This window comes from Brevundimonas sp. AC546, assembly GCF_979258305.1.
This window is the reverse complement of record NZ_OZ409849.1, coordinates 2,460,615-2,484,109: the sequence shown is the minus strand read 5'-3', so window position 1 is coordinate 2,484,109 and position 23,495 is coordinate 2,460,615. Positions and strand designations below refer to the sequence as shown.

Annotated in this window: 21 protein-coding genes; 11 read left to right on the top strand and 10 right to left on the bottom strand. The window is 67.0% G+C overall.

Translation table 11 applies throughout. The features are described from left to right. Positions 1-6: 6 nt before the first annotated feature. A complete protein-coding gene (locus ACZZZD_RS12205; protein ID WP_463435370.1) occupies positions 7-558 on the bottom strand; it encodes a lipocalin family protein in 552 nt (183 codons plus the stop codon). Positions 559-705: 147 nt separating this feature from the next. Here ACZZZD_RS12205 and cysD point away from each other — a divergent pair, with 147 nt between their 5' ends. The 3 genes from cysD to ACZZZD_RS12190 all read left to right on the top strand — a co-directional run bounded on the left by cysD (position 706) and on the right by ACZZZD_RS12190 (position 4,693). Then, positions 706-1,674: a sulfate adenylyltransferase subunit CysD gene (cysD, locus tag ACZZZD_RS12200; protein WP_463435368.1), complete on the top strand. Its 969-nt coding sequence runs from the start codon at positions 706-708 to the stop codon at positions 1,672-1,674. Beyond that, entirely contained in the window at positions 1,674-3,587 is a 1,914-nt protein-coding gene (gene cysN / locus ACZZZD_RS12195) for a sulfate adenylyltransferase subunit CysN (protein ID WP_463435366.1), read from the top strand. Before cysD ends, cysN begins: the two co-directional genes overlap by 1 nt. 68 nt (positions 3,588-3,655) lie before the next feature. Next, on the top strand, positions 3,656-4,693 hold the full coding sequence (locus ACZZZD_RS12190) for a mechanosensitive ion channel family protein (RefSeq protein WP_463435364.1): 1,038 nt from the start codon (positions 3,656-3,658) through the stop codon (positions 4,691-4,693). A gap of 147 nt (positions 4,694-4,840) precedes the next feature. Here the strand turns inward: ACZZZD_RS12190 and ACZZZD_RS12185 are convergent, their stop codons facing one another. Beyond that, positions 4,841-6,991, bottom strand: coding sequence for a malate synthase G (locus ACZZZD_RS12185; protein ID WP_463435363.1), 2,151 nt, complete (start codon positions 6,989-6,991; stop codon positions 4,841-4,843). Between the two features lie 240 nt (positions 6,992-7,231). On the opposite strand from ACZZZD_RS12185, the gene ACZZZD_RS12180 reads away from it, so the two are divergent. Then, complete coding sequence (locus ACZZZD_RS12180) at positions 7,232-7,606, top strand: hypothetical protein (RefSeq protein WP_463435361.1); 375 nt, start codon at positions 7,232-7,234, stop codon at positions 7,604-7,606. 27 nt (positions 7,607-7,633) lie between these two features. On the opposite strand, the gene ACZZZD_RS12175 is transcribed toward ACZZZD_RS12180, so the two are convergent. Then, positions 7,634-7,780 (bottom strand): hypothetical protein, encoded by a 147-nt coding sequence (locus ACZZZD_RS12175; RefSeq protein WP_463435359.1) that lies wholly within the window; start codon positions 7,778-7,780, stop codon positions 7,634-7,636. Positions 7,781-7,989: 209 nt separating this feature from the next. Here ACZZZD_RS12175 and ACZZZD_RS12170 point away from each other — a divergent pair, with 209 nt between their 5' ends. From ACZZZD_RS12170 to ACZZZD_RS12155, 4 genes are all read left to right on the top strand, one after another. Continuing rightward, positions 7,990-9,516: a hypothetical protein gene (locus tag ACZZZD_RS12170; protein WP_463435358.1), complete on the top strand. Its 1,527-nt coding sequence runs from the start codon at positions 7,990-7,992 to the stop codon at positions 9,514-9,516. 31 nt (positions 9,517-9,547) lie between these two features. Then, positions 9,548-11,179, top strand: a complete 1,632-nt coding sequence (locus tag ACZZZD_RS12165; protein ID WP_463435356.1) for a peptide chain release factor 3 — start codon at positions 9,548-9,550, stop codon at positions 11,177-11,179. Positions 11,180-11,235: 56 nt separating this feature from the next. Then, a complete protein-coding gene (locus ACZZZD_RS12160; RefSeq protein ID WP_463435354.1) occupies positions 11,236-11,580 on the top strand; it encodes a hypothetical protein in 345 nt (114 codons plus the stop codon). Positions 11,581-11,688: 108 nt separating this feature from the next. Continuing rightward, on the top strand, positions 11,689-12,903 hold the full coding sequence (locus ACZZZD_RS12155) for a hypothetical protein (protein ID WP_463435353.1): 1,215 nt from the start codon (positions 11,689-11,691) through the stop codon (positions 12,901-12,903). Positions 12,904-12,907: 4 nt separating this feature from the next. Here the strand turns inward: ACZZZD_RS12155 and cysQ are convergent, their stop codons facing one another. Then, positions 12,908-13,735, bottom strand: coding sequence for a 3'(2'),5'-bisphosphate nucleotidase CysQ (gene cysQ / locus ACZZZD_RS12150; protein WP_463435352.1), 828 nt, complete (start codon positions 13,733-13,735; stop codon positions 12,908-12,910). 95 nt (positions 13,736-13,830) lie between these two features. Here cysQ and chpT point away from each other — a divergent pair, with 95 nt between their 5' ends. The 3 genes from chpT to ACZZZD_RS12135 all read left to right on the top strand — a co-directional run bounded on the left by chpT (position 13,831) and on the right by ACZZZD_RS12135 (position 15,785). Further along, the gene (gene chpT, locus ACZZZD_RS12145) at positions 13,831-14,502 is read left to right on the top strand and encodes a histidine phosphotransferase ChpT (protein WP_463435350.1); all 672 of its coding nucleotides are present in this window, start codon (positions 13,831-13,833) and stop codon (positions 14,500-14,502) included. A gap of 93 nt (positions 14,503-14,595) precedes the next feature. Continuing rightward, complete coding sequence (locus ACZZZD_RS12140; RefSeq protein WP_017505646.1) at positions 14,596-14,973, top strand: response regulator; 378 nt, start codon at positions 14,596-14,598, stop codon at positions 14,971-14,973. Beyond that, entirely contained in the window at positions 14,970-15,785 is an 816-nt protein-coding gene (locus tag ACZZZD_RS12135) for a CheR family methyltransferase (protein ID WP_463435345.1), read from the top strand. The genes ACZZZD_RS12140 and ACZZZD_RS12135 overlap by 4 nt, the downstream gene beginning before the upstream one ends. Positions 15,786-15,804: 19 nt before the next feature. On the opposite strand, the gene cckA is transcribed toward ACZZZD_RS12135, so the two are convergent. The 6 genes from cckA to ACZZZD_RS12105 form a co-directional block, all read right to left on the bottom strand. After that, positions 15,805-17,853 carry a cell cycle histidine kinase CckA gene (gene cckA / locus ACZZZD_RS12130; protein ID WP_463435344.1) on the bottom strand — a complete coding sequence of 683 codons (2,049 nt, stop codon included), beginning with the start codon at positions 17,851-17,853 and terminating at the stop codon, positions 15,805-15,807. A gap of 51 nt (positions 17,854-17,904) precedes the next feature. Further along, positions 17,905-18,981 carry a flagellar biosynthesis protein FlhB gene (flhB, locus tag ACZZZD_RS12125; protein ID WP_463435342.1) on the bottom strand — a complete coding sequence of 359 codons (1,077 nt, stop codon included), beginning with the start codon at positions 18,979-18,981 and terminating at the stop codon, positions 17,905-17,907. After that, complete coding sequence (fliR, locus tag ACZZZD_RS12120) at positions 18,974-19,747, bottom strand: flagellar biosynthetic protein FliR (RefSeq protein WP_463435340.1); 774 nt, start codon at positions 19,745-19,747, stop codon at positions 18,974-18,976. Before fliR ends, flhB begins: the two co-directional genes overlap by 8 nt. Next, positions 19,747-20,010 (bottom strand): flagellar biosynthesis protein FliQ, encoded by a 264-nt coding sequence (gene fliQ, locus ACZZZD_RS12115; protein ID WP_135194575.1) that lies wholly within the window; start codon positions 20,008-20,010, stop codon positions 19,747-19,749. The genes fliR and fliQ overlap by 1 nt, the downstream gene beginning before the upstream one ends. An 85-nt stretch (positions 20,011-20,095) precedes the next feature. Further along, positions 20,096-21,784 (bottom strand): response regulator, encoded by a 1,689-nt coding sequence (locus tag ACZZZD_RS12110; protein WP_463435338.1) that lies wholly within the window; start codon positions 21,782-21,784, stop codon positions 20,096-20,098. Then, positions 21,781-23,280: an ATPase domain-containing protein gene (locus tag ACZZZD_RS12105; protein WP_463435337.1), complete on the bottom strand. Its 1,500-nt coding sequence runs from the start codon at positions 23,278-23,280 to the stop codon at positions 21,781-21,783. Before ACZZZD_RS12105 ends, ACZZZD_RS12110 begins: the two co-directional genes overlap by 4 nt. Positions 23,281-23,495 lie beyond the last annotated feature (215 nt).

Below are 23,495 nucleotides of genomic sequence, written 5' to 3'. Positions count from 1 at the left end.
GGGTCCTCAGCGCGGGGGTTGGGCGGGAAACTCCAGGCGACTGACGTCATAGCCTAGCGCGCTCGCCCGTTCGGTCAGACTTCTTACCTGCGCCTGGGTCGGCAGGTCGCGAGTGTAGATGAACAGCCGCTCGAAAGTCGGATCGGCCGAGATGAACCAGCTATAGTCGTCCGCACGGTCCAGCACCCAGTAATCCCAGGTCACGAATCCGGCCAGATACTTGACCCTCAGTTTTGAATTCGTCCCCGGATCGAGGATTTCGCCGCGCCCGCCGATGGCCTTTTCCTTGCCCTGCGGCGTGCCGACCTGACAGGTATCGCGCACGTCGATGCGCGTGCCCTCGACCGGCGTATAGATCGATGCGCCCGCCACACAGCCGTCGGTCAACCGATCCGGCAGGCGCGCGATCTCGTGCCAACGCCCAGACCACAGACGCTGAACATCCACCGGCTTGGCGGGCTGGGGCGCGCGATATTCGGAAGAAGACGGGGCTGTCACGCAGCCGGCCAGGGCGACGACGGCGACGGCGGAGACCATCAGGGATTTCATGCTGGACATGAGCGGTTCCGTTCAAAGACATAAGCCGCGCTCGGCGACCCTGGTTCCTTTACGTCGCAACGTGGTTCTCGGACGCCGCAGGCCGAAAATCTCATAGCAAGCAGCAGTATCCATCGCTTGTCCCCTGGCGCGCATTGGCGTTGTCACATGGCGTTCGACGGAGACGCCTCGGTGAATATCGCCACCCTGACCAGAAGCCGCATCGCCCTGCCCCCCGCACGCCTGACGCACCTTCAGCGGCTGGAGGCCGAGAGCATCCATATCATGCGCGAGGTGGCGGCCGAGGCCGAGCGCCCGGTCATGCTGTATTCGATCGGCAAGGACTCGGCCGTGATGCTGCATCTGGCGCGCAAGGCCTTCTATCCTTCGAAGCCGCCCTTCCCCCTGCTGCACGTCGACACGACGTGGAAGTTCCGCGCCATGTACGCGATGCGCGAACAGGCGGCGGCGGATTTGGGCGTCGAACTGCTGGTCCACCAGAATCCCGAGGCCGTCGCGCGCGGCATCAACCCGTTCGACCACGGCTCGGCCCTGCACACCGACCTGTGGAAGACCGAGGGGCTGAAACAGGCACTGACCCTGCACGGCTTCGATGCGGCCTTCGGCGGCGCCCGTCGCGATGAGGAGAAGTCCCGCGCCAAGGAGCGGATCTTCTCGTTCCGCACGGCCGAGCATCGCTGGGATCCCAAGAACCAGCGCCCCGAGCTCTGGCGGCTCTACAACACCCGCAAACGTCCGGGCGAGAGCATCCGCGTCTTCCCCATCTCCAACTGGACCGAGCTGGACGTCTGGCAATACATCCACCTGGAGCAGATCCCCATCGTGCCGCTTTATCTGGCCGCCGAACGGCCGGTGGTCGAACGCGACGGCGCCCTGATCATGGTGGATGACGACCGGTTCCGGCTGCGGCCGGGCGAGACGCCGCAGATGAAGTCGATCCGCTTCCGCACCCTGGGCTGCTACCCCCTGACCGGGGCGGTCGAGAGCACGGCCGCGACCCTGCCCGAGGTCATTCAGGAAATGCTGCTGACCACCACGTCGGAGCGCCAGGGCCGGATGATCGACCACGACCAGTCCGCCTCGATGGAGAAGAAGAAGCAGGAGGGCTATTTCTGATGGCTCACCAATCGGACCTGATCGCGCGCGACATCGACGCCTATCTGGACGCCCACCAGCACAAGAGCCTGCTGCGCTTCATCACCTGCGGCAGCGTGGACGACGGCAAGTCCACCCTGATCGGGCGGCTGCTTTACGACTCCAAGATGATCTTCGAGGATCAGATGGCGGCGCTGGAGGCCGACAGCCGACGCGTCGGCACGCAAGGGGGCGACATCGATTTCGCCCTGCTGGTCGATGGCCTCGCCGCCGAGCGGGAACAGGGCATCACCATCGACGTGGCCTATCGTTTCTTCTCGACAGAGAAGCGCAAATTCATCGTCGCCGACACCCCCGGCCACGAACAATATACCCGCAACATGGTCACCGGCGCCTCGACCGCCGACGCCGCCGTCATCCTGATCGACGCCCGTCGCGGCGTCCTGACCCAGACCCGCCGACACGCCTATCTGGTCAGCCTGCTGGGCATCCGCCATGTGATCCTGGCGGTGAACAAGATGGACCTGATGGGCTGGTCCCAGGATGTGTTCGACGCCATCGTCGCCGACTTTTCCGCCTTCGCCGGCCAGATCGGGCTGAAGACCTTCGACGCCATTCCGATGTCGGCCCTGCGCGGCGACAACATCACTGAGGCCAGCGCCCATTCGCCCTGGTACGCCGGCCCGCCTTTGATGAGCCTGCTGGAAACGCTGGAGGTCGGAGACGACCTGCAGGCCGATCCCTTCCGTCTGCCGGTGCAATGGGTCAACAGGCCCAACCTCGACTTCCGCGGTTTCGCAGGCCAGATCGCCGCCGGGACCGTGCGACCCGGCGATCCGGTGCGTGTCCTGCCGTCGGGCAAGACCTCGACCGTGGCCCGCATCGTCACCGCCGACGGCGACTTGTCCCAGGCGGTCGCGGGCCAGTCGATCACCCTGACCCTGACCGACGAAATCGACGTCTCGCGCGGCGACGTTCTGGCCAGCGCCGACGCCCCGCCCGAGGCGGCGGATCAGTTCGAGGCCACCGTGGTCTGGATGGACGACGAGCCCCTGCTGCCGGGTCGGCCCTACTTGCTGAAGATCGGCGCCAAACTGGTCGGCGCCACCATCACCGAGCCCAAGCACAAGGTGAACGTCAACACCCTGGAGCAGCAGCCGGCCAAACGGCTGGAGCTGAACGAGATCGGCGTCTGCAACCTGTCGCTGGACGCCCCCATCGCCTTCGCTCCCTATGTCCAGAACAAGGACCTGGGCGGCTTCATCCTGATCGACCGCATCAGCAATCGAACGGTCGGCGCCGGTCTGCTGAACTTCGCCCTGCGCCGCGCCCACAACATCCACTGGCAGGCGACCTCGGTCGACAAGTCGTCGCGCGCCGCGATCAAGAACCAGAAGGGCCGCGTCATCTGGCTGACCGGCCTGTCCGGCGCCGGAAAATCCACCATCGCCGACCTGGTTGAAAAGCGCCTCTATGCCGATGGCCGCCACACCTATCTGCTGGACGGCGACAACGTCCGCCACGGCCTGAACCGCGACCTGGGTTTCACCGAGGAGGACCGGGTCGAGAACATCCGCCGCGTCGCCGAGGTGTCGAAACTGATGGTGGACGCCGGCCTGATCGTCCTGGTCAGCTTCATCTCCCCCTTCCGCGCCGAACGCCGCATGGCCCGTGACCTGCTGGGCGAAGGCGAGTTTGTCGAGGTCCATGTCGACACGCCGCTGGCGGTGGCGGAGGCCCGCGACGTCAAGGGCCTCTACAAAAAGGCCCGTGCCGGCGAACTGAAGAACTTCACCGGCATCGACAGCCCCTACGAAGCGCCCGAGGCCCCCGAGATCGTCGTGGACACTACCACCATGTCGCCCCAGGACGCCGCCGAACGGATCGTCGCCTGGCTGGACGGCCGTTTCTCGACCGAGGATTTCAGCATCTGACCCTTGGCGGTGTGTCGCGGCTGGGTCACCTTGGAACCTTGACCGTTCGCCAGACGCTCTAGAGGCCGATGACCAATCCGATCCAAAAGCTGGGCCTCGCCTCCATCGAGCAGTCGCAGGTCGCACGCATCGCCGGGTTCAATCTGACCATCGGCGGTCTGGTCAGCGCCGGGGTGATCCTGCTGGTCGCCTTCGCCGCCCACTGGCTGGTGACGCGGTCGCTGCGTCGATTGCGCGAGCGGGCGGATCGCAGCCGCCAGGCTGTCTATCTGCTGGAACGTCTGGCCGGTTACGCCATCATCGTGGTGGGGATAATGTCGGCCCTGTCGGCGGCGGGGCTGAACCTGTCGTCCCTGGCGGTCTTCGCCGGCGCCCTGGGCATCGGCGTTGGCCTGGGGCTCCAGGGCGTGGTCAAGGAGTTCGTCTCCGGCCTGTTCCTGATCTTCGACCGGATGGTGTCGGTCGGCGACTATATCGAGATCGAGGACATCGGCATTCGCGGCGCCATCATGGAGATCGGCCCGCGGGCCACCCGCGTCCGCACCAACGACAACGTCAATGTCCTGGTGCCCAACTCGCGCTTCATCGAACAGCCGGTGACCAACTGGACGCTGAAGGGCGACACCCGCCGCATCCATGTGCCCTTCTCGGTGGCCTATGGCTCGGACAAGGGTCGGGTCCGCGACGCCGTTCTCGCCGCCGCCCGCGCCAGCCCCTTCACCCTGCCCGAGACCGAGGCGCGCAAGAGCCAGGTCTGGCTGGTGGCGTTCGGCGACAAGGGGCTGTCGTTCGAACTGCTGGTCTGGCCGACGCGCGAGGCGGTCAAACGCCCCGCCGCCATGCACGCGGCCTATACCTGGCTGATCGCCGACGCGCTGGAGGCGGCGGGCGTCGAGGTGCCGGTGCCCCAGACCGACCTGCGCCTGCGCACCGCCTTCGGCCTTGAGGGCGACGAGGCCCTGAAACGGCTCGGCTATGGCGTCGGCGCTCCGCCCCGACCGATCAGCCCTCAACGCACCGCCCAGACCGCCAACGACGCCGCCGACGACGTCATGGCCGACGACGAAGCCGATGCGCCGGAAGCGCCGAGCGCACGGACGGATTAAAACAACCCGTCACCCTCGGGCTCGTCCCGAGGGCCCACCCCATCCGTCGCACGGTCAACGATGTGGACCAGCGATCTCGATCGCCCCAAACGCCCGCGCCTGCATCCGCCGTAGGCCCTCGGGACAAGCCCGAGGGTGACGGGTTTTTTAGTGCTGCGACTTCGCCCTCAACCGCCAGGCATGCAGCAGCGGTTCGGTATAGCCGTTCGGCTGTTCCATCCCCTGAAACACCAAGGCCCGCGCCGCCTGATAGGCCAGGCGGGCTTCGGGGTTCGTCGCCATCGGCCGATACAGCGTATCCCCCGCGTTCTGGCCGTCCACCTTGGCCGCCATGCGCAGGAAGGCCGCCTCGACCTGATCGGCCGTGCAGACCCCGTGCAGCAGCCAGTTGGCGATATGCTGCGAACTGATCCTCAGCGTCGCCCGGTCCTCCATCAGGCCGATGTCGTGGATGTCGGGCACCTTGGAACACCCCACCCCCTGATCGATCCAGCGCACCACATAGCCCAGTATGCCCTGGGCGTTGTTGTCCAGCTCGGCCGCCACCTCGTCCTCGGACCAGTTGACGCCATTAGCCAGATCAGGGGCCAGGGGCGGGGTCAGCAGGGCCTCCAGCCCCGGCGTCGGCTGCTCCGCGACGTCCTTCTGCACCGCGAAGACATCGACGGCGTGATAGTGCAGCGCGTGCAGGGTCGCCGCCGTCGGCGACGGGGTCCAGGCGGTGTTGGCGCCCGTCCGGGGGTGGGCGATCTTCTGCTCCAGCATGTCGGCCATCCGATCCGGCGCCGCCCACATGCCCTTGCCGATCTGGGCCTTGCCCGACAGGCCGCATTTCAGGCCGATGGCGACGTTGCGCGCCTCATAGGCGGTGATCCAGGCGCTGGACTTGATGTCCGCCTTTCGCACCACCGGTCCGGCCTGCATGGCGGTGTGGATCTCGTCGCCGGTGCGGTCCAGAAAGCCGGTGTTGATGAAGACGATCCGGTCCTTCACCGCGTGGATGCAGGCCGCCAGATTGGCGGAGGTCCGCCGCTCCTCGTCCATCACCCCGACCTTGATCGCATGGCGCGGCAGGGCCAGCAGATCCTCCACCGCGTCGAACAGCCGGTCGGTGAAGGCCGCCTCGTCCGGCCCGTGCATCTTGGGTTTGACGATGTAGACCGAGCCCGTCGCGCTGTTGCCGAACCCGCCCAGCCCCTTGATGTCATAGAGCGCGATCAGGCTGGTCACGATCGCATCCATGATCCCCTCGGGCGCGTCCGACCCGTCGGCCAGACGAATGGCCGGCGTGGTCATCAGATGTCCGACGTTGCGCACGAACAGCAGGCTTCGCCCCTTCAGGATCACCGTCGATCCGCCCGGCGCCGTCCATTGGCGATCCGGCTCCAGCGCGCGGGTCAGGGTCTCTCCGCCCTTCTTGAACGTCGCCGACAGGTCGCCCCGCATCAGGCCCAGCCAATTGCGATAGGCCTCGGCCTTGTCCGCCGCATCGACGGCGGCGACGGAATCCTCCAGATCGACGATGGTCGTCAGGGCCGATTCCAGCACCACGTCGGCCAGCCCCGCCGCATCGCCGCGCCCGACCGGATGGCTGCGGTCGATGACCAGTTCGATGTGCAGACCGTTGTGCGCCAGCAGGATCGACGCCGGCGCCCCCGCCTCGCCCGTAAAGCCGACGAACTGTCCCGCATCCTTCAGCGCCGGCGACAGGGCGCCGTCCACCACCGACCAGCCGCCCACATCCGCGTGCGATCCCTCGGCCAGCGGCGCCGCCTCATCCAGGAACACCTTGGCCCGCGCCACCACCCGCGCGCCGCGCGCCGCGTCATAGCCGCCGCCGGCCGGCAGATCGCCCAGGGCGTCCGTGCCATACAGGGCGTCATACAGGCTGCCCCACCGTGCATTGGCGGCGTTCAACAGGAAGCGCGCGTTCAGCACCGGCACCACCAGCTGCGGCCCGGCCATCTGCGCGATCTCGGCGTCCACCCCTTCGGTGCCGATGGAAAACGCCGCCGGCTCATCGACCAGATAGCCGATCTCTCTCAGGAAGACCTCCGACGCCCCCACGTCATAGGGCTGGCCCCGCCGCGCCCGATGCCAGTCGTCGATCTGCGTCTGCAAAACGTCGCGTCGCGCCAGCAACGCGCGGTTCTCCGGCGCGAACCGTTCGAAGATCGTCGCCGCCCCGGCCCAGAAGCTGGCCGCATCCAGGCCCAGCCCGGGCAGCACGTCCTGTTCGATCAGGGCGATCAGCTCGCCCGCGACCTTCAGCCCGGAGCGATCTTCGTGGGTCGTCATGACGGCCTCTCCCCGGCGCGAGGCCGGACCTGTAACAATGCGTGATCAGGTAAGCCGAGCCCGCGCCGCTCCGCAAGGGTCACGTCGCGTCATCGCGGTCGCTTTTCATCGAAGGCAGGCCGTTCGACCCCCGCGCTCGGTCAGAAACTCTTAACCGCGTCCGTGAACGGGACCGCAAGCGGCGGCGCCTATTGTGAGCTTACGGACGAACTCGCGTCCGGCCAGTCGAGCGTATCGCCCATGCTGTTTCTTCTGAACGATGTCGTGTTCGATCTGGAAGAGGCCTGCCCGGCCACGCCCGCCGACACGCGCCGGTTCGAGAAGCTGGAGTTCGACTATGTGCTCGAACTGGGCTGCGAACTGTTCGCCGAAGATCCGCTGCTGCACCGCAACGATCCCGAACGTGCGCGCCGCCTCGCCTGGCTGATCGCCCAGCGCAGCCCCGACGTGAACGCGGCCCTGTTCGCCGCCCCGGCCGTCGCCTGCAACCCCGACCTGGTCGAACCACGCTTCTGCGCCCTGCCGCAGCAGGTCATGCATCAGCTTCAGGCCAAAGGCCGTCGCCTCGACGCGGTGTCCGCCGACCGCGCCGTCTGGAACCGCCTGGCCGCCTGATCGCGGCGCAGGCCTGAAGCGCGGTGGTCAGACCACCGCGTTGAAGAGCACGTGCACCAGTGTCGCCACGGCCACGATAAAGCCGAACCCGACCGCCAGCCCAAGGGCCGGATGAAGAGGCGCATGCTCTCGGTGCGTATGGGCGATACGGTCTTGAGGATGGATGACAGCCATCGTCTTTGTCCTTTCCCTAATGATCCCGGATCGATCCGGGAGGGGAGCGTCGGACTCTGACGGCCTGATCGTCTCCTCCAGAAGAGAGCATGACTCCAATATCCCCTGATGGCGAGGGGTTATTTCAAAAGTGATGCACCGGCCTTTTGACTGGACGAACACCCGCTCGGATTGCATGATTTGGCGCAGATATCAGTATCGGGGGATGCATGAAGTTCAAGAACCAGTGGCGCGGGACGCTAATCGTTCTGGCGGGCCTTCTTTGTGCGGCCACGCCCGCCTTCGCCGAATGGCGGCGGGCCGAAACCTCCGGATTCATCGTCTATAGCGACGGCGATGCTGGCGTCCTGCGAGACAACGCCTTGCAACTGGAGCTGTTCGAAAGCTCGCTGCGTCTGCTGCACGGCGCCGATCCCGCCGCCCGCGCGCCCAGGAAACTGGCCATCTATCTGGTCGGCGATCGCCGCAGCCTGGGCCAAGTCTGGCCGGGCATTCCCGAAAGCATCGCCGGCTTCTATCGACCCAGCGAGGACGGCGTCTTCGCCATCGCCGTCCGCGAGCGCGGCAGCCTGGACACCCTGCTGCATGAATACGCCCACCACTTTATGATGGGGTCGTCCGGTTCCGGTTATCCGGGCTGGTTCATTGAGGGATACGCCGAATATTTCATGACGGCGGACTTGTCGCCACGCCGCGTCGCCATTGGCGATTTCAACAAGGGGCGGGCGGATTGGCTTCAATACGGCCGCTGGCTGCCCATGGCCGACATCGTCACCAACCGCCCAAGTCAGTACGGAGACGGGAATGCGGTCGCGATGTACTATGCCCAAGCGTGGCTGCTGACCCACTGGCTGATGTCTGATCCGACGCGAACACGGCAGATGCTCAACTATTTCAGCCGCCTTCGCGCAGGCGAGTCCTCGATTGCCGCCTTGGAAGCGGCGACCGGCATGTCGATGGCCGACATTGATCGCGCATTGAAGGTCTATGTGCGCGGCCGTGTGCCGATGAAGAGCTTCTCCGCAGAGCAATTTCCCGTGCCGCAGGTGACATTGACGACGTTGTCGCCCGGCGAAGATTCGCTTCTACTGTTGAACCTGCGCCTGTCCAGCGTCAGCGACGACGAGGATCAACGCGGCACCCTCCTGTCTGAAGTGCGTAACCGCACCGCCGCCTTCCCCAACGACCCGTTCGCGCGACGCCTGCTGGCCCGCGCCGAGATTCGCATGGGTGATCGTCAGGCCGGCGAGACCATCGTGCGCGACTTGGTCGAGGCGAAACCGGACGATACGGAGTCCCTTCTCCTCCTGGCCGAAAGCCGCATAATGACCGCCAGAGACGACGAGGAAGTCGATCGCGCGACAGCCATGGGCGAGGCCCGACGGTATCTGGCCCGCGCCTATGCGCTGGACGACACAGATTTCAGAACGCTCTACATGCTGTCGACGACGCGTAACGGCGCGCCGGGTTTCCCAAACGACAACGACATGGAAACCCTGCTGGCCGCGGTGGAGTTCGCGCCGCAGATTCCCTCCATCCGCCTGTCTGCCGCCCAGGCCTATGCCGCGCGTGACGAATATGGTCGCGCGATCGCCATGCTTGAACCGATGGCGTCCAATCCGCATGGAGACCGGGGCTCGGCCATCGCACGGACCCTGATAAGCAGTTATCGCTCACGCCAGAGCGGGGATGGATCTCCGGCCGTTGAATCGCCGCGTGAAGCCGCCAGCGAGTGACTTTCGCCGCGCGCCGGGGTAGTCGCGCGCCATGTCCTCCTTGACCCTGCCTGAAGAAGCCGCGCGCCGCCGGACCTTCGCCATCATCGCCCACCCGGATGCGGGCAAGACGACCCTGACAGAACATATCCTGCTGGCGGGCGGCGCCATCCGCGCGGCCGGCGCCGTGCGGGCGCGCGGCGAGAACCGGCGCACGCGTTCGGACTGGATGAAGATCGAGAAGGAGCGTGGGATTTCCGTCAGCGCCTCGGTCATGACGTTCGAGCACGACGGCAAGATGTTCAACCTGCTGGACACGCCGGGGCACGAGGACTTTTCGGAAGACACCTACCGCACCCTGACCGCCGCCGACTGCGCCATCATGGTGCTGGACGCCGCCAAGGGGATCGAGCCGCAGACGCTGAAGCTGTTCGAGGTCTGCCGCCTGCGCGACATTCCGATCATCACCTTCATCAACAAGCTGGACCGCGAGGCCCAAGACCCGATGACCCTGCTGGACGACATCGCGTCGCGGCTTCAGTTGGACCCCGCCCCGATCTGGTGGCCCGCAGAGAGCGGCAATCGCCTGCGCGGCATGGTCGAAGTCGGCACCGGCCGGTTTCAGCCCTATACCCGCAAGATCGCCGGCTCGGCCGAAGACCCGGATCACCCCGCCGCCCTGCCGCTGGACCAGGCGGCGCAGTATTTCGAGGCGGGCGAGCAGAACAACCTCGCCGAGGCCGTCGAACTTGTCGAGGGCGGCTATCCGGCCTTCGACCGTCAGGCCTTCCTGGAAGGCCATATGACGCCGGTGCTGTGGGGTTCGGCCCTGCGCCACTTCGGCATCGACGAACTGCTGAAGGCCATCGGCGACTGGGCCCCGGCGCCCAAGATGATGAAGGCCAAGAAGGAGTCCCCGCCCGAGACCCGCAACGCCCCCGCCCCGGTCGAGACCGTGGTCGAGCCGGGCGCGAACGAAGTCACCGGCTTCGTCTTCAAGGTCCAGGCGAACATGGACCCCAACCACCGCGACCGCATCGCCATGTTCCGCATGGCGTCGGGCGCCTTCAAGCGCGGCATGAAGCTGAAGGTGCAGAACACCGGCAAGTCCCTGTCGGTCAATGCGCCCATCATGTTCTTCGCCAGCGACCGGGAGCTGGCCGACGACGCCTTCGCCGGCGACGTGATCGGCATCCCCAACCACGGCGTGCTGCGCGTGGGCGACAGTCTGTCGGAAAGCGGCGTGGTCCGTTTCGCCGGCCTGCCCAACTTTGCGCCGGAAATCCTGCAGCGGGTGCGGGTCAAGGATCCGCTGAAGGCCAAGCATCTGAAGAAAGCGCTGGAGGGCTTGGCCGAGGAAGGCGTGACCCAGCTGTTCCGTCCCGAGATCGGCTCGGACTTCATCGTCGGCGCCGTGGGCCAGCTTCAGTTCGAGGTCATGGCCGACCGCCTGGGCGAGGAATACGGCCTGGACGTCATCTTCGAACCGTCCCCCTACGCCGAGGCCCGCTGGATAGGCGGCACGGACGCCGACATCGAGGATTTCAGCGGCAAATACCGCCCCCAGATGGCTCGCGACATCGACCAGGCCCCCGTCTTCCTGGCCAAATCCAGCTGGGAAACCGGCTACGTCGGCGAACGCTTCCCCAAGATCGCCTTCACCAAGACCAAGGAGCGGGGCTGACCCCGCTCTGCGGCAAACGACTTCCTTTGGTCACGCGACTGAGCCATGGTCGCGGGATGTCGTCGCTTCTCGCCCTCGCCAGCGCAGTCTTCATGCTGCAGGCCGCCCCGCCCGTGGGGCTGGTCTCGTATGACGAGGCGGTGCGTTGCGCCGGTCTGACCCAGGCGGCGTCGGAGCTCGAAGGTGGCGAGAGCGTCCAGGGGCGGCAGCTGTATGACGCGGCTCTGTATTGGTCGCTGGCCGCCATGCAGGCGGCGACGGCGGCGGGCAAGCCAGCGACGGCCGCCGAGGCCGATCAGACGCGGGCGCGTATCGCGGCTGTGCGTTTGTTGAACGGCGATGCGCCTGAAGCCAGGGCCGGCCTGCAGCGCTGCCAGCAGAAGACGCCGAAACTCGACTAGATTGTCCGCATAAGGCCAAGTCGAACCGCTTTCGCGGCGCTGCGTTTGCATTGGACGCCCCGTGAGACGCAGTCTGCGTCCCGAAGCGGGATAACAGAGGTCCAGCGCATGTTCGAATTCGGCCGCGATCTTCGAAAACTCTTCGCTCAGGCGCGTGAGAGCGAAGACCTGGGCTGGGTCGAGCTGATCGGCGCGGACCTGTTGCAGGCCGAGGCGCGGCGCGAAACCACCGACGCCGGGCGCGTGTCCTGCGCCCGACCCTTCGAAACCGAACACCGCGCGGCGGCCCTGTGGCGGGAGCACGCCCGGCGCGGCGGGGCATCCGACAGCCTGGACCGCGCCGAACGCTGCGCCGACAGCCTGGCGCGCACAGCCGCAGGCGAGGATCAGGTCGCCCTGGCCGCCATGGACAAGGCGGCGGTACTGATGCTGCGTTTCGACCTGTGCGGCGACCCCGCGCGGCTTGACCGGGCGCTGGCCACCCTGGCGGCCGTCGGTCGCCCGCGCAGCCGCCGCATAACGGCCAGCATGGCCGCGCTGCACGCCCGGCTCAAGGTCCGCGCCGCCCGCCTCAGCGGCGATGTCGCCAGCCTGTCCGACGCCGCCGTGCTGATGGACGCTGCGGTGCGCAGCGACGATGCGCATGACATGGATCTGCGGATGGATCGCGCGGCCCTGTCGCTGGAGATGGGCGTGGTCCAGCGGGACGTGCGTCTGCTGGATCAGGCCGGCCGTGACCTGGGCGCCCTGGTCGAGACCGCCTCGCCGGATCATCGCCCCCTGACCCGCGCCCGCGCGCTTGCCCTGTGCGGCGCCGGCCTGTCGGCGCTGGCCGCCATCGCCGGTCATGAAGAGGCGCGCGCCCAGGGCCGCATCATGTTCGACGCCGCCGCCGATCAGTTCACCCCCGACCACAGCCCGCTGGACTGGGCTGCCATTCAGGTTCTCCGCGCCGGCGACGACGCCCAGCCTCTGATGCTGCTGACCCAGGCCGAGAGCCTGACGCAAGGCGGCGAACTGATCATCGGCGCCCTGGTCCGCGAACGTCGCATCACGCGGGAGGTCGCCCTGGCCGAAGCCGTCAAGGACACGACGGCCCTGATGACGCTGGAGACCCGCCTGCGGGCGCGGATGTCGGAGGCCACGCCGCTGGACTGGGCCGCCGATCAGATCGGCATGGCCGAGATCATGCGGGCACGCCATCGTCTGGGCGGAACGGCCCCGGCCGATCTTGGCCTGATCCTGGCCGAGGCCGCCATGACCGCCCGCGAACTGGGCGTCGAGGCCCTGGCCGACCGGGCCGAGGCCCTGCTGAACGCCTGAAGCCTCAGCCGCCCATTGCGACGAAGGCGCCGTTCAGGAACTTGGTCTTGCCATAGGCCAGCCGCTGACCGTCATCGGCCAGCACCCGGCCGCCGGCGGCTTCCAGCACGGCCTGACCCGCTGCGGTGTCCCATTCCGAGGTCGGGCCGGTGCGCGGATAGGCGTCGAACCGACCTTCGGCGATCAGGCAGAACTTCAAAGACGAATCCGTCCCCTGCCAGCGCGAGCAGCCGTGACGAGCGGCCAAACGCGTCGCCTCCTCGTCGGTGATGCTGTGGCTCAACAGGGCCATGCCTTCTTGAGGACGGTCGCGAACCCGGATCGGACGCCAGTCCTCGCCCGCATGGGCCTCGCCGGCCTGAAGCGCGCCGAACTGACGCCGGAAGGCGCCGCCCTCGGGCTTGTCGGTGCGCCAGGTCGTCGCCGTCGCCGGCGCCGTCACCACGCCCGCGACCGGATGCTGGCCATGGATCAGGGCGATATTGACCGTGAAGGCCTCGCCGCCGCGCACGAAGCCGCGCGTGCCGTCCAGCGGATCGATCAGCCAGAACCAGTCCTCGGCGCTGGCGGGGGCGCCGTTGGCCGAAACCGCCTCTTCCGCCACCGTCTGGACGCCGGGATACAGGGCCGCCAGCCGTTCAAGGATCAGGGCCTCGGCCGCGCGATCAGCCTGGGTCACCGGGCTGTCGTCGGCCTTGGTCTCGACCGCCGTGCCCGCGCGCCAATAGGGCAGGATCAGCCGTGCGGCCTCCTCCGCGATCTCGGCGATGGCCAGGGAAAGCGCGCCGGACTTCAGATCGCGCGCCAGAACAGTTGTCGAGGAGGTCGTCATTGGCGGGTCGATAGACCATCCGGGCGGTTCCATGAACCGGCAAATCACTCCAACTTCGCGCGCGACACGAACTGTGACCTGAGCGCGCCAGACCTATGACCCCGACCCACGACGCAGACGCCGCTCCGCTGGACCTTCCCGTCGATGGGACGGAGCTGGCGACCTACATCGCGGCCAAGCTGTGCCATGACTTCATCAGCCCGTCTGGCGCCATCGTTTCCGGCCTGGACCTGATGCAGGATCCGACGGCCCAGGACATGCGCGACGACGCCCTGGCCCTGATCGAACAGAGCGCCCGCAAGATGGTCGCCCTGGTGCATTTCGCCCGCGTCGCCTTCGGCGCCGCCACCACCAGCGAACGGTTCACGGCGCGCGAAATCGAAGGCCTGGTGTCCAACATGGTCCAGGGCGGTCGCGCCTCGCTGGACTGGCGCATCGCCGACGGCGAGTTTTCAAAGCCCCAGGCCCGCGCCCTGACCAATCTGGCCTATCTGACGGTCGGCGCCCTGCCGATGGGCGGCGTCGCCGTGATCCAGTCCCGCACCGAGGACGGCCGGCTCTATCTGGAAGGGTTCGCCGAGGGCGCCCGCGCCCGGCTGAAGCCCGAAGCCGTGGTCGGCCTGGCCGGCGAACGCCTGACCGAGGGTCTGGCTGGACAGTGGATCCAACCCTATTGGCTGTGGCTGACCGTGACCGAGGCCGGTGGGGCGTTACGCGTCAAGGTTGAAGACGGCAAGGTCTCCCTGATCGCCCGAATGCCCGCCTGATTTCCAATTCCCAACGACTCATTAACTGGCGTCTGAGATAAAAAGGGTCCATGCGCCTCGGGCGAAAGCCGCCGTGTCTTTGAGGGATCGATCTTGGACTTCCGAACCTGCCTGATCGTCGACGACAGCCGCATCATCCGCAAGGTTGCGCGCCGCATCGTCGAGGGCTTGGGCTATGAGGTCGACGAGGCCGCGGACGGCTCCGAGGCCCTGGCCTATTGCACCGGCGCCATGCCCGACGTGCTGCTGGTGGACTGGAACATGCCGGTGATGGACGGGATAACCTTCCTGCGTCGCCTTCGCGCCATGCCGGGCGGCAAACAACCCAAGGTGCTGTTCTGCACGATCGAGACCCGTCCCGAGCGGATCGCCGAGGCCTTGGCCGCCGGCGCCGACGACTATGTCATGAAGCCTTTCGACGGCGAAATCCTGCAATCCAAGCTGACGGAGGTCGGAGCGATCGCCGCATGACCCCAGAGGACTTCGACAAGCTGCAGTCCCTTCTCGCCACCCGCGCCGGCTACCGGCTGTCGCGGGATCGCATCCACCTGGCCGAACACCGGCTGGGGCCGATCGCGCGGCGCGAGGGTTACGCCAATGTCGAGGCCCTGCTGTCGAACCTGTGGGCCAATCCGGTCGCCTCCCTGGCCTGGTCGGTGATCGAGGCCCTGCTGAACGCCGAGACCTGGTTCCGCCGCGACCGCACACCCTTCCGCATCCTGGAAACCGAACTGCTGCCGGCCCTGTCAAAGGCGCGGCCCGACGGGCGGATCAAGATCTGGTCGGCCGGCTGCTCGACAGGGCAAGAAGCCTGGTCCATCGCCATGACGGCGATGGAGGTCGGGGTCGATGTCGATCTGGTCGCCACCGACCTGTCGCAGCGCGCCATCGAAAAGGCGCGCTCGGGCCTCTACACCGGCTTCGAGATCCAGCGCGGCCTGACGGCCAAGACCATGCTGCGCTGGTTTGAACCCATGGATGACCAGTGGATTGCCAAGGCCGAGCTGGCGGATGCTGTCCGCTTCGGCCGCGCCAACCTGCTGGACGAACCGACCGACGACGCGCGGTTCGACGTCATCTTCTGCCGCAATGTCCTGTCGGACATGGAGCCGACGCGTCGCGCGCGTTTGCTGGACGGGCTGGAGCGCCGTCTGGTCGATGACGGCTGCCTGTTCCTGGGCGCCGACGAGAAGCTGGAGGGCGAGACCGTCGCCTTCCGCGCCGTCAACGGCCGCCGGGGCCTGTATGTGAAGGCGCCCTCGGCGCTTCGCCGCGCGGCCTGAGCCGCCGTCACGCAGGCGTTCACCCCGCGTGCAGTTCCTGCTTCACACGCTCCGCCAGGGTCTTGATATCCAGCGGCTTGGGCAGGAAGGACACCCCGACCTCGTCCTGCAACAGGTCCGAAAAGTCGCTTTCGGCATAGCCCGAGATGAACATCACCGGCGCGTCGCCCAGATACTGCCGCGCCTTCTTCAGCAATGACGGCCCGTCCAGCCCCGGCATGATGACGTCCGAGATCATCATGTCGATCTGGCCCGCATGTTCCTCGGCCAGCAGCAGGGCCTCCTCGCCGTCGGCGGCCTCGATCACCTCATAGCCGCGCTGGCGCAGCAGACGGGCGGCGATGCCGCGCACCGCGTCCTCGTCCTCGACGAACAGGATGCGCCCCGCGCCCGACAGGTCGCGCGGCGTCTTGACCTTGACCTCGACCGGCAGAACCTCGGCCAGCTCCGCCTCGCCTGCCGCCGGCAGGAAGATGCGGAAGGCCGCCCCAGCTCCCTCGATGTTGCTGACGGTGATATGGCCGCCCGCCTGCTGGGCGATGCCATAGACGGTGGCCAGGCCCATGCCGGTCCCCTCGTTCACCGCCTTGGTGGTGAAGAAAGGCTCGAAGATCTTGTCCACAAGTTCGGGCGGCACGCCGGGGCCGGTGTCCGACACCTCGATCAGGGCCACCTCGTCCGTCGGCGCATCGACCCAGCCCAGGGCTCGCGCCTCGTCGCCCGTCAGGCGGCGGGTGGCGATGGTGACCACGCCGGCGCCCGGCTCGACCACGCCGCGCATGGCGTCGCGGGCGTTGACGGCCAGGTTCATCACCGCCGTCTCCAGTTGCGACTTGTCGGCCAGCACGACGGGCAGGTCGCGGCCGTAATCCGTCTCCAGCCGCACGTCCTCGCGCAACAGACGACGCAACAGAATAGCGAACTCGCCGACCAGTTCGCCCAGGTCCAGCCGCTCGCGCCGCACGGTCGACTTGCGCGAGAAGGCCAGCAGCTTGCGAACCAGATCGGCGGCGCGGATGGCCGTCTGGCGGATCTCGTTCAGCCCCTCGTAGGACGGATCGCCCACCGGATGCCGTTCCAGCAGACCCGACAGCTGAAGCTGGATCGCGGTCAGCAGGTTGTTGAAATCGTGCGCCACGCCCCCGGCCAGCTGCCCCACGGCCTGCATCTTCTGGGCCTGGTTGAGCTGCAGCTCCATCGACTTCTGGCCCGAGACGTCGAACAGCCAGATCCGCCGCCTGTCGCCTTCGGGCGCCACATACAGATGCAGCATCTTGTCGGGATAGGCGCGGGCGATCAGCTCGATCGGACCCGAAGACCCGGCCGCCAGCTTCAGCCGCGCCTCGGCGACGCCGCCCGGATCGAACAGATGGCCGAATGCCGCATCGCGCGCCGCGCCCGGCCCGGTCAGCACGGCCAGGGCCGGATTGGCCTCCTCCGCCCGGCCCGAGAACAGGTCGTCGCCGCCGATGACGGCCGAGCCGAACGGCGCCCCGGCGGCCATGGCGCGGGCCTCGCCGGTCGCGGCGGCGGGCGCATGAACAGGCGCCGAGGCGATGGGCAGGACCGCGTCGGGCGCGGCGCGCATCAGGAACCGGCCTTCCCCCGTCCTGCTGTCGCCGACCTGGCCGATCACGACCTCGATCTCGCGCGCGCCGATCATGACGATGGCGCGGCCCGGCTCGCCTTTGCGCGCCTGGGCGAAGGCCATGTACAGAGCCTGGGCCGACTTGCCGCGCGGCAGGGCGCCCGTCGCGCCATTGGCCTCGGCCCATGCGGCGTTGAAGGCCAGGATCTGTCCTGAATCCCACACCAGCGCCGCCGGCTCGGCCATGGCCTCCAGCACCTCGATGGCGGCGTCGATGCTCGGCTTGGCGTTCGCCGCCCGGCGGAAACCGAACAGGCCGATCAGCGCGATCATCCCCACCGTCAGGATCAGCACCAGCCCCGGCGCCGAGGTCGGATTGTCGCGAAACGCCGGATAGGCCAGGGCGGCGATCGCCGCCACCACGCCGAACGCCATCACGGCCGACAGAAGATCGAACGAAGGGCGTCGGGTGGACGTCATGCAGCCTCGCGAATCAGTGGCCAGATCATACGCTCAAATCCTGACGCACTCTTACCGACGCTTTCTGGACTGGAAGACGAAGCCGATGATCTTGGCGGCGGCGTCGAAATGCTCGCGCGGAATGATCTCGTCCACCTCGACCGTGGCGTAGAGCGCGCGCGCCAGCGGCACGTTCTCCACGATCGGCACTCCGTGCTCGGTCGCCACTTCGCGGATCCGCAGCGCCAGCGCGTCGACGCCCTTGGCCACGCAGATCGGCGCCCCGTCGCCCTGATCCGGCTCATAGCGAAGCGCGACCGAATAGTGGGTCGGGTTGGTGACGATGACGGTGGCCGTGGGCACATTGGCCATCATCCGCTGGCGGCCGCGCTGCATGCGGATCTGCTTCAGCTTGGCCTTGATGTGCGGGTCGCCCTCGGACTGTTTGTAGTCTTCCTTCAGCTCTTCCTTGGTCATCCGCATCCGCTTGGCGAAGCGCATCTTCTGCCAGACGAAGTCGGCGCCTGCGGTCGCTCCCAGCAGCAGAATCGAGGCGAAGAACAGCGACACCGCCATGTCGCGCGCCAGCGGCAGGATCGCCAGCGGGCTCATCGCCACCATGTTCTCGAACTCGCGCAGGTGCGGCTTCAGCACCATCCAGCAGACCACGCAGACGGCGATCAGCTTCAGGAAGGTCTTGACGAACTGCATCAGGCCGTCGGGTCCGAATATCCGTTTGAACCCCTGCAACGGGCTGACCGCCGACCATTTCGGCTTCAGCTTCTCGGCGGTGAAGATCAGGCCCGACTGCGCCAGATTGCCCCCCACTCCGCCCAGGATGGTGGCCAGCATGACCGCCCCCAGGAAGGGCGCGATGGCCCAGACCGTGCGCACCATGATCTGGTTGCCGGCGCCCGAGTTCAGCGTGCCCAGCATCTCGTGCGGGGCGGCGATGAAGGGCAGCATCTGTTCGGCGATGGACGAGGCGAACCAGCCCCCCGCCATCAGGATCACCGCCGCCGCCCCCGCCAGCGACAGGACCTGGGCGACGTCGGGCGACTTGGCCGAATCGCCCTTCTTTCGGGCGTCCTCAAGCTTTCGCGGGGTCGCCTCTTCGGTTTTCGACTCGGGATCCGCACCTTCAGCCACTGGGGCCTCCGAACACGAAATACTCCGCCAGGCGGCGGTAGCGGTCGATGAAAATGGTGCCCAATGCACCCAGGCTCAGCGCGAAGATCGACAGGCCCAGGATGACGCTCAAGGGCGCGGCGGCGAAATAGACCTGGAACGACGGCATGACGCGCGCCACCAGGCCGGACGCCAGGTTGAAGATCAGGGCGAAGACCAGCACCGGCGCCGCAAGTTGGACCCCCAGCATGAAGCTGTCGCCCAGGGTGCGCACCGCCATCTGGGTGAAGTCGGCCATCACCAGCGGCTGAGCCGGCGAGATCAGCCGATAGGACCCCACCATGCCGGCGATGAACAGGTGATGGGTGTCTGTGGCGAACAGCAGCGTCACCCCCAGCAGGGTCAGAAAGGCGGCGATGGTCGTGCCCGGCTGGGCCTGCATCGGGTTGGCGGTCTGCGAAAAGCTCAGCGTCGTCTGCAGCGACACGATCTCGCCCGCCGTCGACAGGGCCGTCATGAACATGCGCAGCAACAGGCCGATCATCAGGCCGACGACCACCTCGCGGATAATCCACCCGACCATCAGCCCCACGCTGTCGGGTAATCCAGGCAGCGATCCGCGCACCACCGGCCACAGCGCCAGGCTGATCACCAGCGCCAGCGACAGCCGCACGCGCGGCGGCACATAGGCCTCGCCGAAACCGGGGATCAGCATCAGGATCGCCGCGATCCGGGCGAAGATCAGTCCCCCGGCCCAGACCTGATCGGCGGTCGCGTAAGCCTCCACTACATCCCCGCGATGCGGGCCGCGATCTGGCGCATGAAACCGCCCAACAGGGCGCCCATCAGCGGCAGGAACAGGATCAGGCTGACGAAGATGGCGATGATCTTGGGCGCATAGATCAGGGTCTGTTCCTGGATCTGCGTCAGGGCCTGGAACAGGCCGATCACCACGCCGACCACCAGGCCCACGATCAGGACCGGCAGGCACAGCTGTATCGTCAGCCAGATGGCGTCACGCCCGACGTCCAGAACTTCCGCGCCGTTCATCGGCTCACGCTCCCCAGAGATACTGGGCAGAAAATGCCGACAGGATGGTTAACAGGCCGCTAACCAAACGCGTATTCGACGCGGATCAGGCCGCCAGGGTGCGAGACAGTTTGCGCGCCAGTTCGGCCTGGGTGAACGGCTTGCGCACGATCAGGTCCTCGCCCACGTCGATCAGGGCCTCGGCGTCAGCATATCCGGTGGCGAACAGGATCGGCGCGAACGGTCGGCGCGCCTTAAGTTCGCGCGCCAGCTCGCCGCCGTTCATCCCCGGCATGGCGAAGTCCAGCACCATGGCGTCGATCCGGTCGTGATGCTCCAGGCTTTCCAGCGCCGCCCCGCCGCTGTCGGCCTCGATCACATCATAGCCCAGGTCGCTGAGGTAGCCGGCGGTCACGTTCCTCACCGCCTCGTCGTCATCGACCACCAGCACGACCAGGCCCGCATCGTGGGCCGTCATCAGTTCGCCGCTCACCTCGCGCTCCTGCATCGGCTGGGCCTCCGCACGGGGCAGGAAGATGCGGATCGTCGTGCCCGTGCCGACCTCGGTGTCGATGCTGACCCCGCCGCCCGACTGTTTGGCCAGACCGAACACCTGGCTCAACCCTAGGCCCGAACCCTTGCCGACCTCTTTGGTGGTGAAGAAGGGTTCGAACGCCCGCGACAACACGTCTTCCGTCATGCCCGAGCCCGTATCGCGGACCGACACCACCACATAGTCGCCGGCCGGAAGTTCCTCAGGCTGGCCCAATACCCCGGTCTGGGCGGCGGTCGCGGCGTTCTCGGTGCGGATGGTCAGCGACCCGCCGACCTCCATCGCATCGCGCGCATTGATGGCCAGGTTGAGGATCACCAGTTCGATCTGCGTCGGGTCGATCATCGCCGGCCAAAGGTCGGAGGCCAGTTGCGGCGGCTGGATCTGCACGCTGCCGCCGATGGCGCTTTGCAGCATGTCGCCCATGCTGCGCACCGTCTCGTTCAGATCGACCGCCCGCGGCTCCAGCTTCTGGCGGCGCGAAAAGGCCAGCATCTGCGCCGTCAGCCGCGCCCCGCGTTGCGAGGCCTCACGCATCATGTCCAGCCGACGCAGCACCTTGGGATCGCTCTCGTTCTTCCTCAGCTGATCGACATTGCCCAGCACGACGGTCAGCAGGTTGTTGAAGTCGTGCGCCACGCCGCTGGTCAGCTGGCCGACGGCCTCCAAACGCTGCGCCTGACGCAGCGCCGTCTCCACCTTCTCGCGTTCCACGATCTGGGCGGCCAGTTCGCGGTTGGCGTCTTGCAGTTGGGCGGTGCGGTCTGCGACCCGGCGTTCCAGCATCGCCTCCGCGCGCTGGATTTCGGCGATCCGTTCGCGGGCCTCATATTGGCGTTTGCGGCCTCGCAAGGCCGTATCGACCGCGCTGACCAGGGTGGTCGGGTGAAACGGCCGCTCCAGAAAGCTGACATTGCCCAGGGTCACCGACAGCCGACGCGCCGCCGGATTGCGCTCGACGCTGCCGCCGCGCCGATTCAGCACCAGAAAGGGAAAGTCGGACCAGGATGGCTGCCCCTCGATCCAGGCGGACAGGGCGTTGAGGTCGCCGTTGATCAGCATCTCCTCGACCACCACCGCCAGGGCCGCGCCCTCGATCATCCGCGCCAGAAGATCATCCAGCGTGTCGCAGACCTGCGCCACCGTACCCGCCTCCGTCAGAATCTGGGCGGCGACGACGGCGTCACGCCCGACGGGCGCCAGGACCAGGGCGCGTTCGGAAAGCTCCCCGCCCCGTGTCATTCGGAGCGGTCGCCCATCAGGCCTTCGCCGTCCTGGGCCACGAAGTTTGGCACGCCGCGCAGCACGCCCTGGAAACCGTACAGCGGCTCGCCCAGCGTCAGGCCGTCGGTCCCGATGTCGAACTCGCGGATGGTCTTCTCGTGACCGCCGGCGCGCTTCTTGATGACTGAGATGGCGCGTCGCACCAGGCCCACCGCCTCGAAATAGCGCAGCAGGATGACGGTATCGGCCAGATAGGTCACGTCCACCGGCGCCTTCATGTCCCCGACCAACCCGTGCTGGGCCACCGTCAGATAGGTCGTGGCGCCCTGGCGGTTCAGGTACTGCAGCAGTTCGTGGATGTGCAGGACCAGGAACTGCTCCTGCGGCATGGCCGCTTGATAGCCGTTCAGACTGTCGATCACGACGGTCTTGACGTCGTGATTGTCGACACAGTTTCGAACCCTTGCGGCGAACTCGCCCGGCGCCAGTTCGGCGGCGTCCACCTGTTCCACGATCAGAGACCCTTCGGCCTGCATCGTCTCCAGATCGATGCCCATCTCGCGCATCCGCGAAAACAGCAGGCCCAGTTCCTCGTCGAAGACGAACATGGCGGCCTTCTCTCCTCGCGCGATCGCCGCCGTCACGAAGTTCACCGCGACCAGAGATTTGCCCGTCCCTGCCGGCCCCAGGATCAGAGCGCTCGACCCGCGCTCGACCCCGCCGCCCAGCAGGGCGTCCAGACCCGCCACGCCGCTGGACATGGGTTCGCGCTTGAACTTGGTGCGATGTTCGGAAGCGACGATGCGCGGATAGACCTCAAGGCCGCCGGTCTTGATGGTGAAGTCGTGATGGCCGCCGCGGAATCGACGCCCGCGATATTTCATCACCCGCACCCGGCGCCGCTCGGCCCCGTATTCCGGCACCAGCTCCTGCAGCTGGATCACGCCGTGCGCGACGCTGTGAACCGTCTTGTCGTTGGCGTCGGTCGTCAGGTCGTCCAGCATCAGCACCGTCACGCCGCGCTTGGCGAAATAGTGTTTCAGCGCCAGCACCTGGCGCCGATAGCGCAGCGACCCCTGGGCCAGCAGCCGGATTTCCGACAGGCTGTCGATCACCACCCGCTGGGGCTGAAGCCGCTCGACCGCCTCCAGGATCATGCGGCTGGTCTCGCCCAGTTCCAGGTCGGAGGAATAGAGCAGGCTCTGCTGCTGCTGTTCATCCAGCAGGCTTTCCGGCGGAACCAGTTCGAACAATTCGATGCCGTCCAGCGACCAGCCGTGCGACCGAGCCGTGGCCCGCAGCTCTTCTTCCGTCTCGGACAGGGTGATGTAGAGCGTCGTCTCGCCCAGCGACGCCCCGGTCATCAGGAACTTCATGGCGGCGGTCGTCTTGCCGGTGCCCGGATTGCCTTCCAGCAGGAACAGTCTGTCCCGCTCCAGCCCCCCGGCCAGAATGTCGTCCAGTCCGGCGATCCCGAAGGCGGCCTGGTCTTGCTTGGTCTCGCCGTCCGTCATGCCGTCCTCTTGCCTTTTAGCTGAGCCGTAACGCACGGAAATGCAGAAGGTTACAAGCGGCGCTCGTCGCACGGCCGCGCCCTGGCTCCGAAAGTCTCGCGACAGGCCTTGAAGGTGGCCATCCGCATCCCGACTTGACCATTCAGCCGGACCTGAAACCCCCCCGGGTTTCAGACGAAGTGCACTATTCAGACGGTGTTTTTTGCGTGGCGTCG

Bases quoted from the DNA above. Each gene is read 5' to 3' on its own strand.
- ACZZZD_RS12110 (WP_463435338.1), bottom strand. From the start codon at position 21,784: ATGACACGGGGCGGGGAGCTTTCCGAACGCGCCCTGGTCCTGGCGCCC.
- ACZZZD_RS12190 (WP_463435364.1), top strand. From the start codon at position 3,656: ATGACCAATCCGATCCAAAAGCTGGGCCTCGCCTCCATCGAGCAGTCG.
- ACZZZD_RS12205 (WP_463435370.1), bottom strand. From the start codon at position 558: ATGTCCAGCATGAAATCCCTGATGGTCTCCGCCGTCGCCGTCGTCGCC.
- ACZZZD_RS12135 (WP_463435345.1), top strand. From the start codon at position 14,970: ATGACCCCAGAGGACTTCGACAAGCTGCAGTCCCTTCTCGCCACCCGC.
- ACZZZD_RS12165 (WP_463435356.1), top strand. From the start codon at position 9,548: ATGTCCTCCTTGACCCTGCCTGAAGAAGCCGCGCGCCGCCGGACCTTC.
- fliQ (WP_135194575.1), bottom strand. From the start codon at position 20,010: ATGAACGGCGCGGAAGTTCTGGACGTCGGGCGTGACGCCATCTGGCTG.
- cysQ (WP_463435352.1), bottom strand. From the start codon at position 13,735: ATGACGACCTCCTCGACAACTGTTCTGGCGCGCGATCTGAAGTCCGGC.
- cysD (WP_463435368.1), top strand. From the start codon at position 706: ATGGCGTTCGACGGAGACGCCTCGGTGAATATCGCCACCCTGACCAGA.
- ACZZZD_RS12170 (WP_463435358.1), top strand. From the start codon at position 7,990: ATGAAGTTCAAGAACCAGTGGCGCGGGACGCTAATCGTTCTGGCGGGC.
- ACZZZD_RS12155 (WP_463435353.1), top strand. From the start codon at position 11,689: ATGTTCGAATTCGGCCGCGATCTTCGAAAACTCTTCGCTCAGGCGCGT.
- ACZZZD_RS12180 (WP_463435361.1), top strand. From the start codon at position 7,232: ATGCTGTTTCTTCTGAACGATGTCGTGTTCGATCTGGAAGAGGCCTGC.
- cysN (WP_463435366.1), top strand. From the start codon at position 1,674: ATGGCTCACCAATCGGACCTGATCGCGCGCGACATCGACGCCTATCTG.
- ACZZZD_RS12160 (WP_463435354.1), top strand. From the start codon at position 11,236: ATGTCGTCGCTTCTCGCCCTCGCCAGCGCAGTCTTCATGCTGCAGGCC.
- cckA (WP_463435344.1), bottom strand. From the start codon at position 17,853: ATGACGTCCACCCGACGCCCTTCGTTCGATCTTCTGTCGGCCGTGATG.
- ACZZZD_RS12175 (WP_463435359.1), bottom strand. From the start codon at position 7,780: ATGGCTGTCATCCATCCTCAAGACCGTATCGCCCATACGCACCGAGAG.
- ACZZZD_RS12185 (WP_463435363.1), bottom strand. From the start codon at position 6,991: ATGACGACCCACGAAGATCGCTCCGGGCTGAAGGTCGCGGGCGAGCTG.
- chpT (WP_463435350.1), top strand. From the start codon at position 13,831: ATGACCCCGACCCACGACGCAGACGCCGCTCCGCTGGACCTTCCCGTC.
- ACZZZD_RS12105 (WP_463435337.1), bottom strand. From the start codon at position 23,280: ATGACGGACGGCGAGACCAAGCAAGACCAGGCCGCCTTCGGGATCGCC.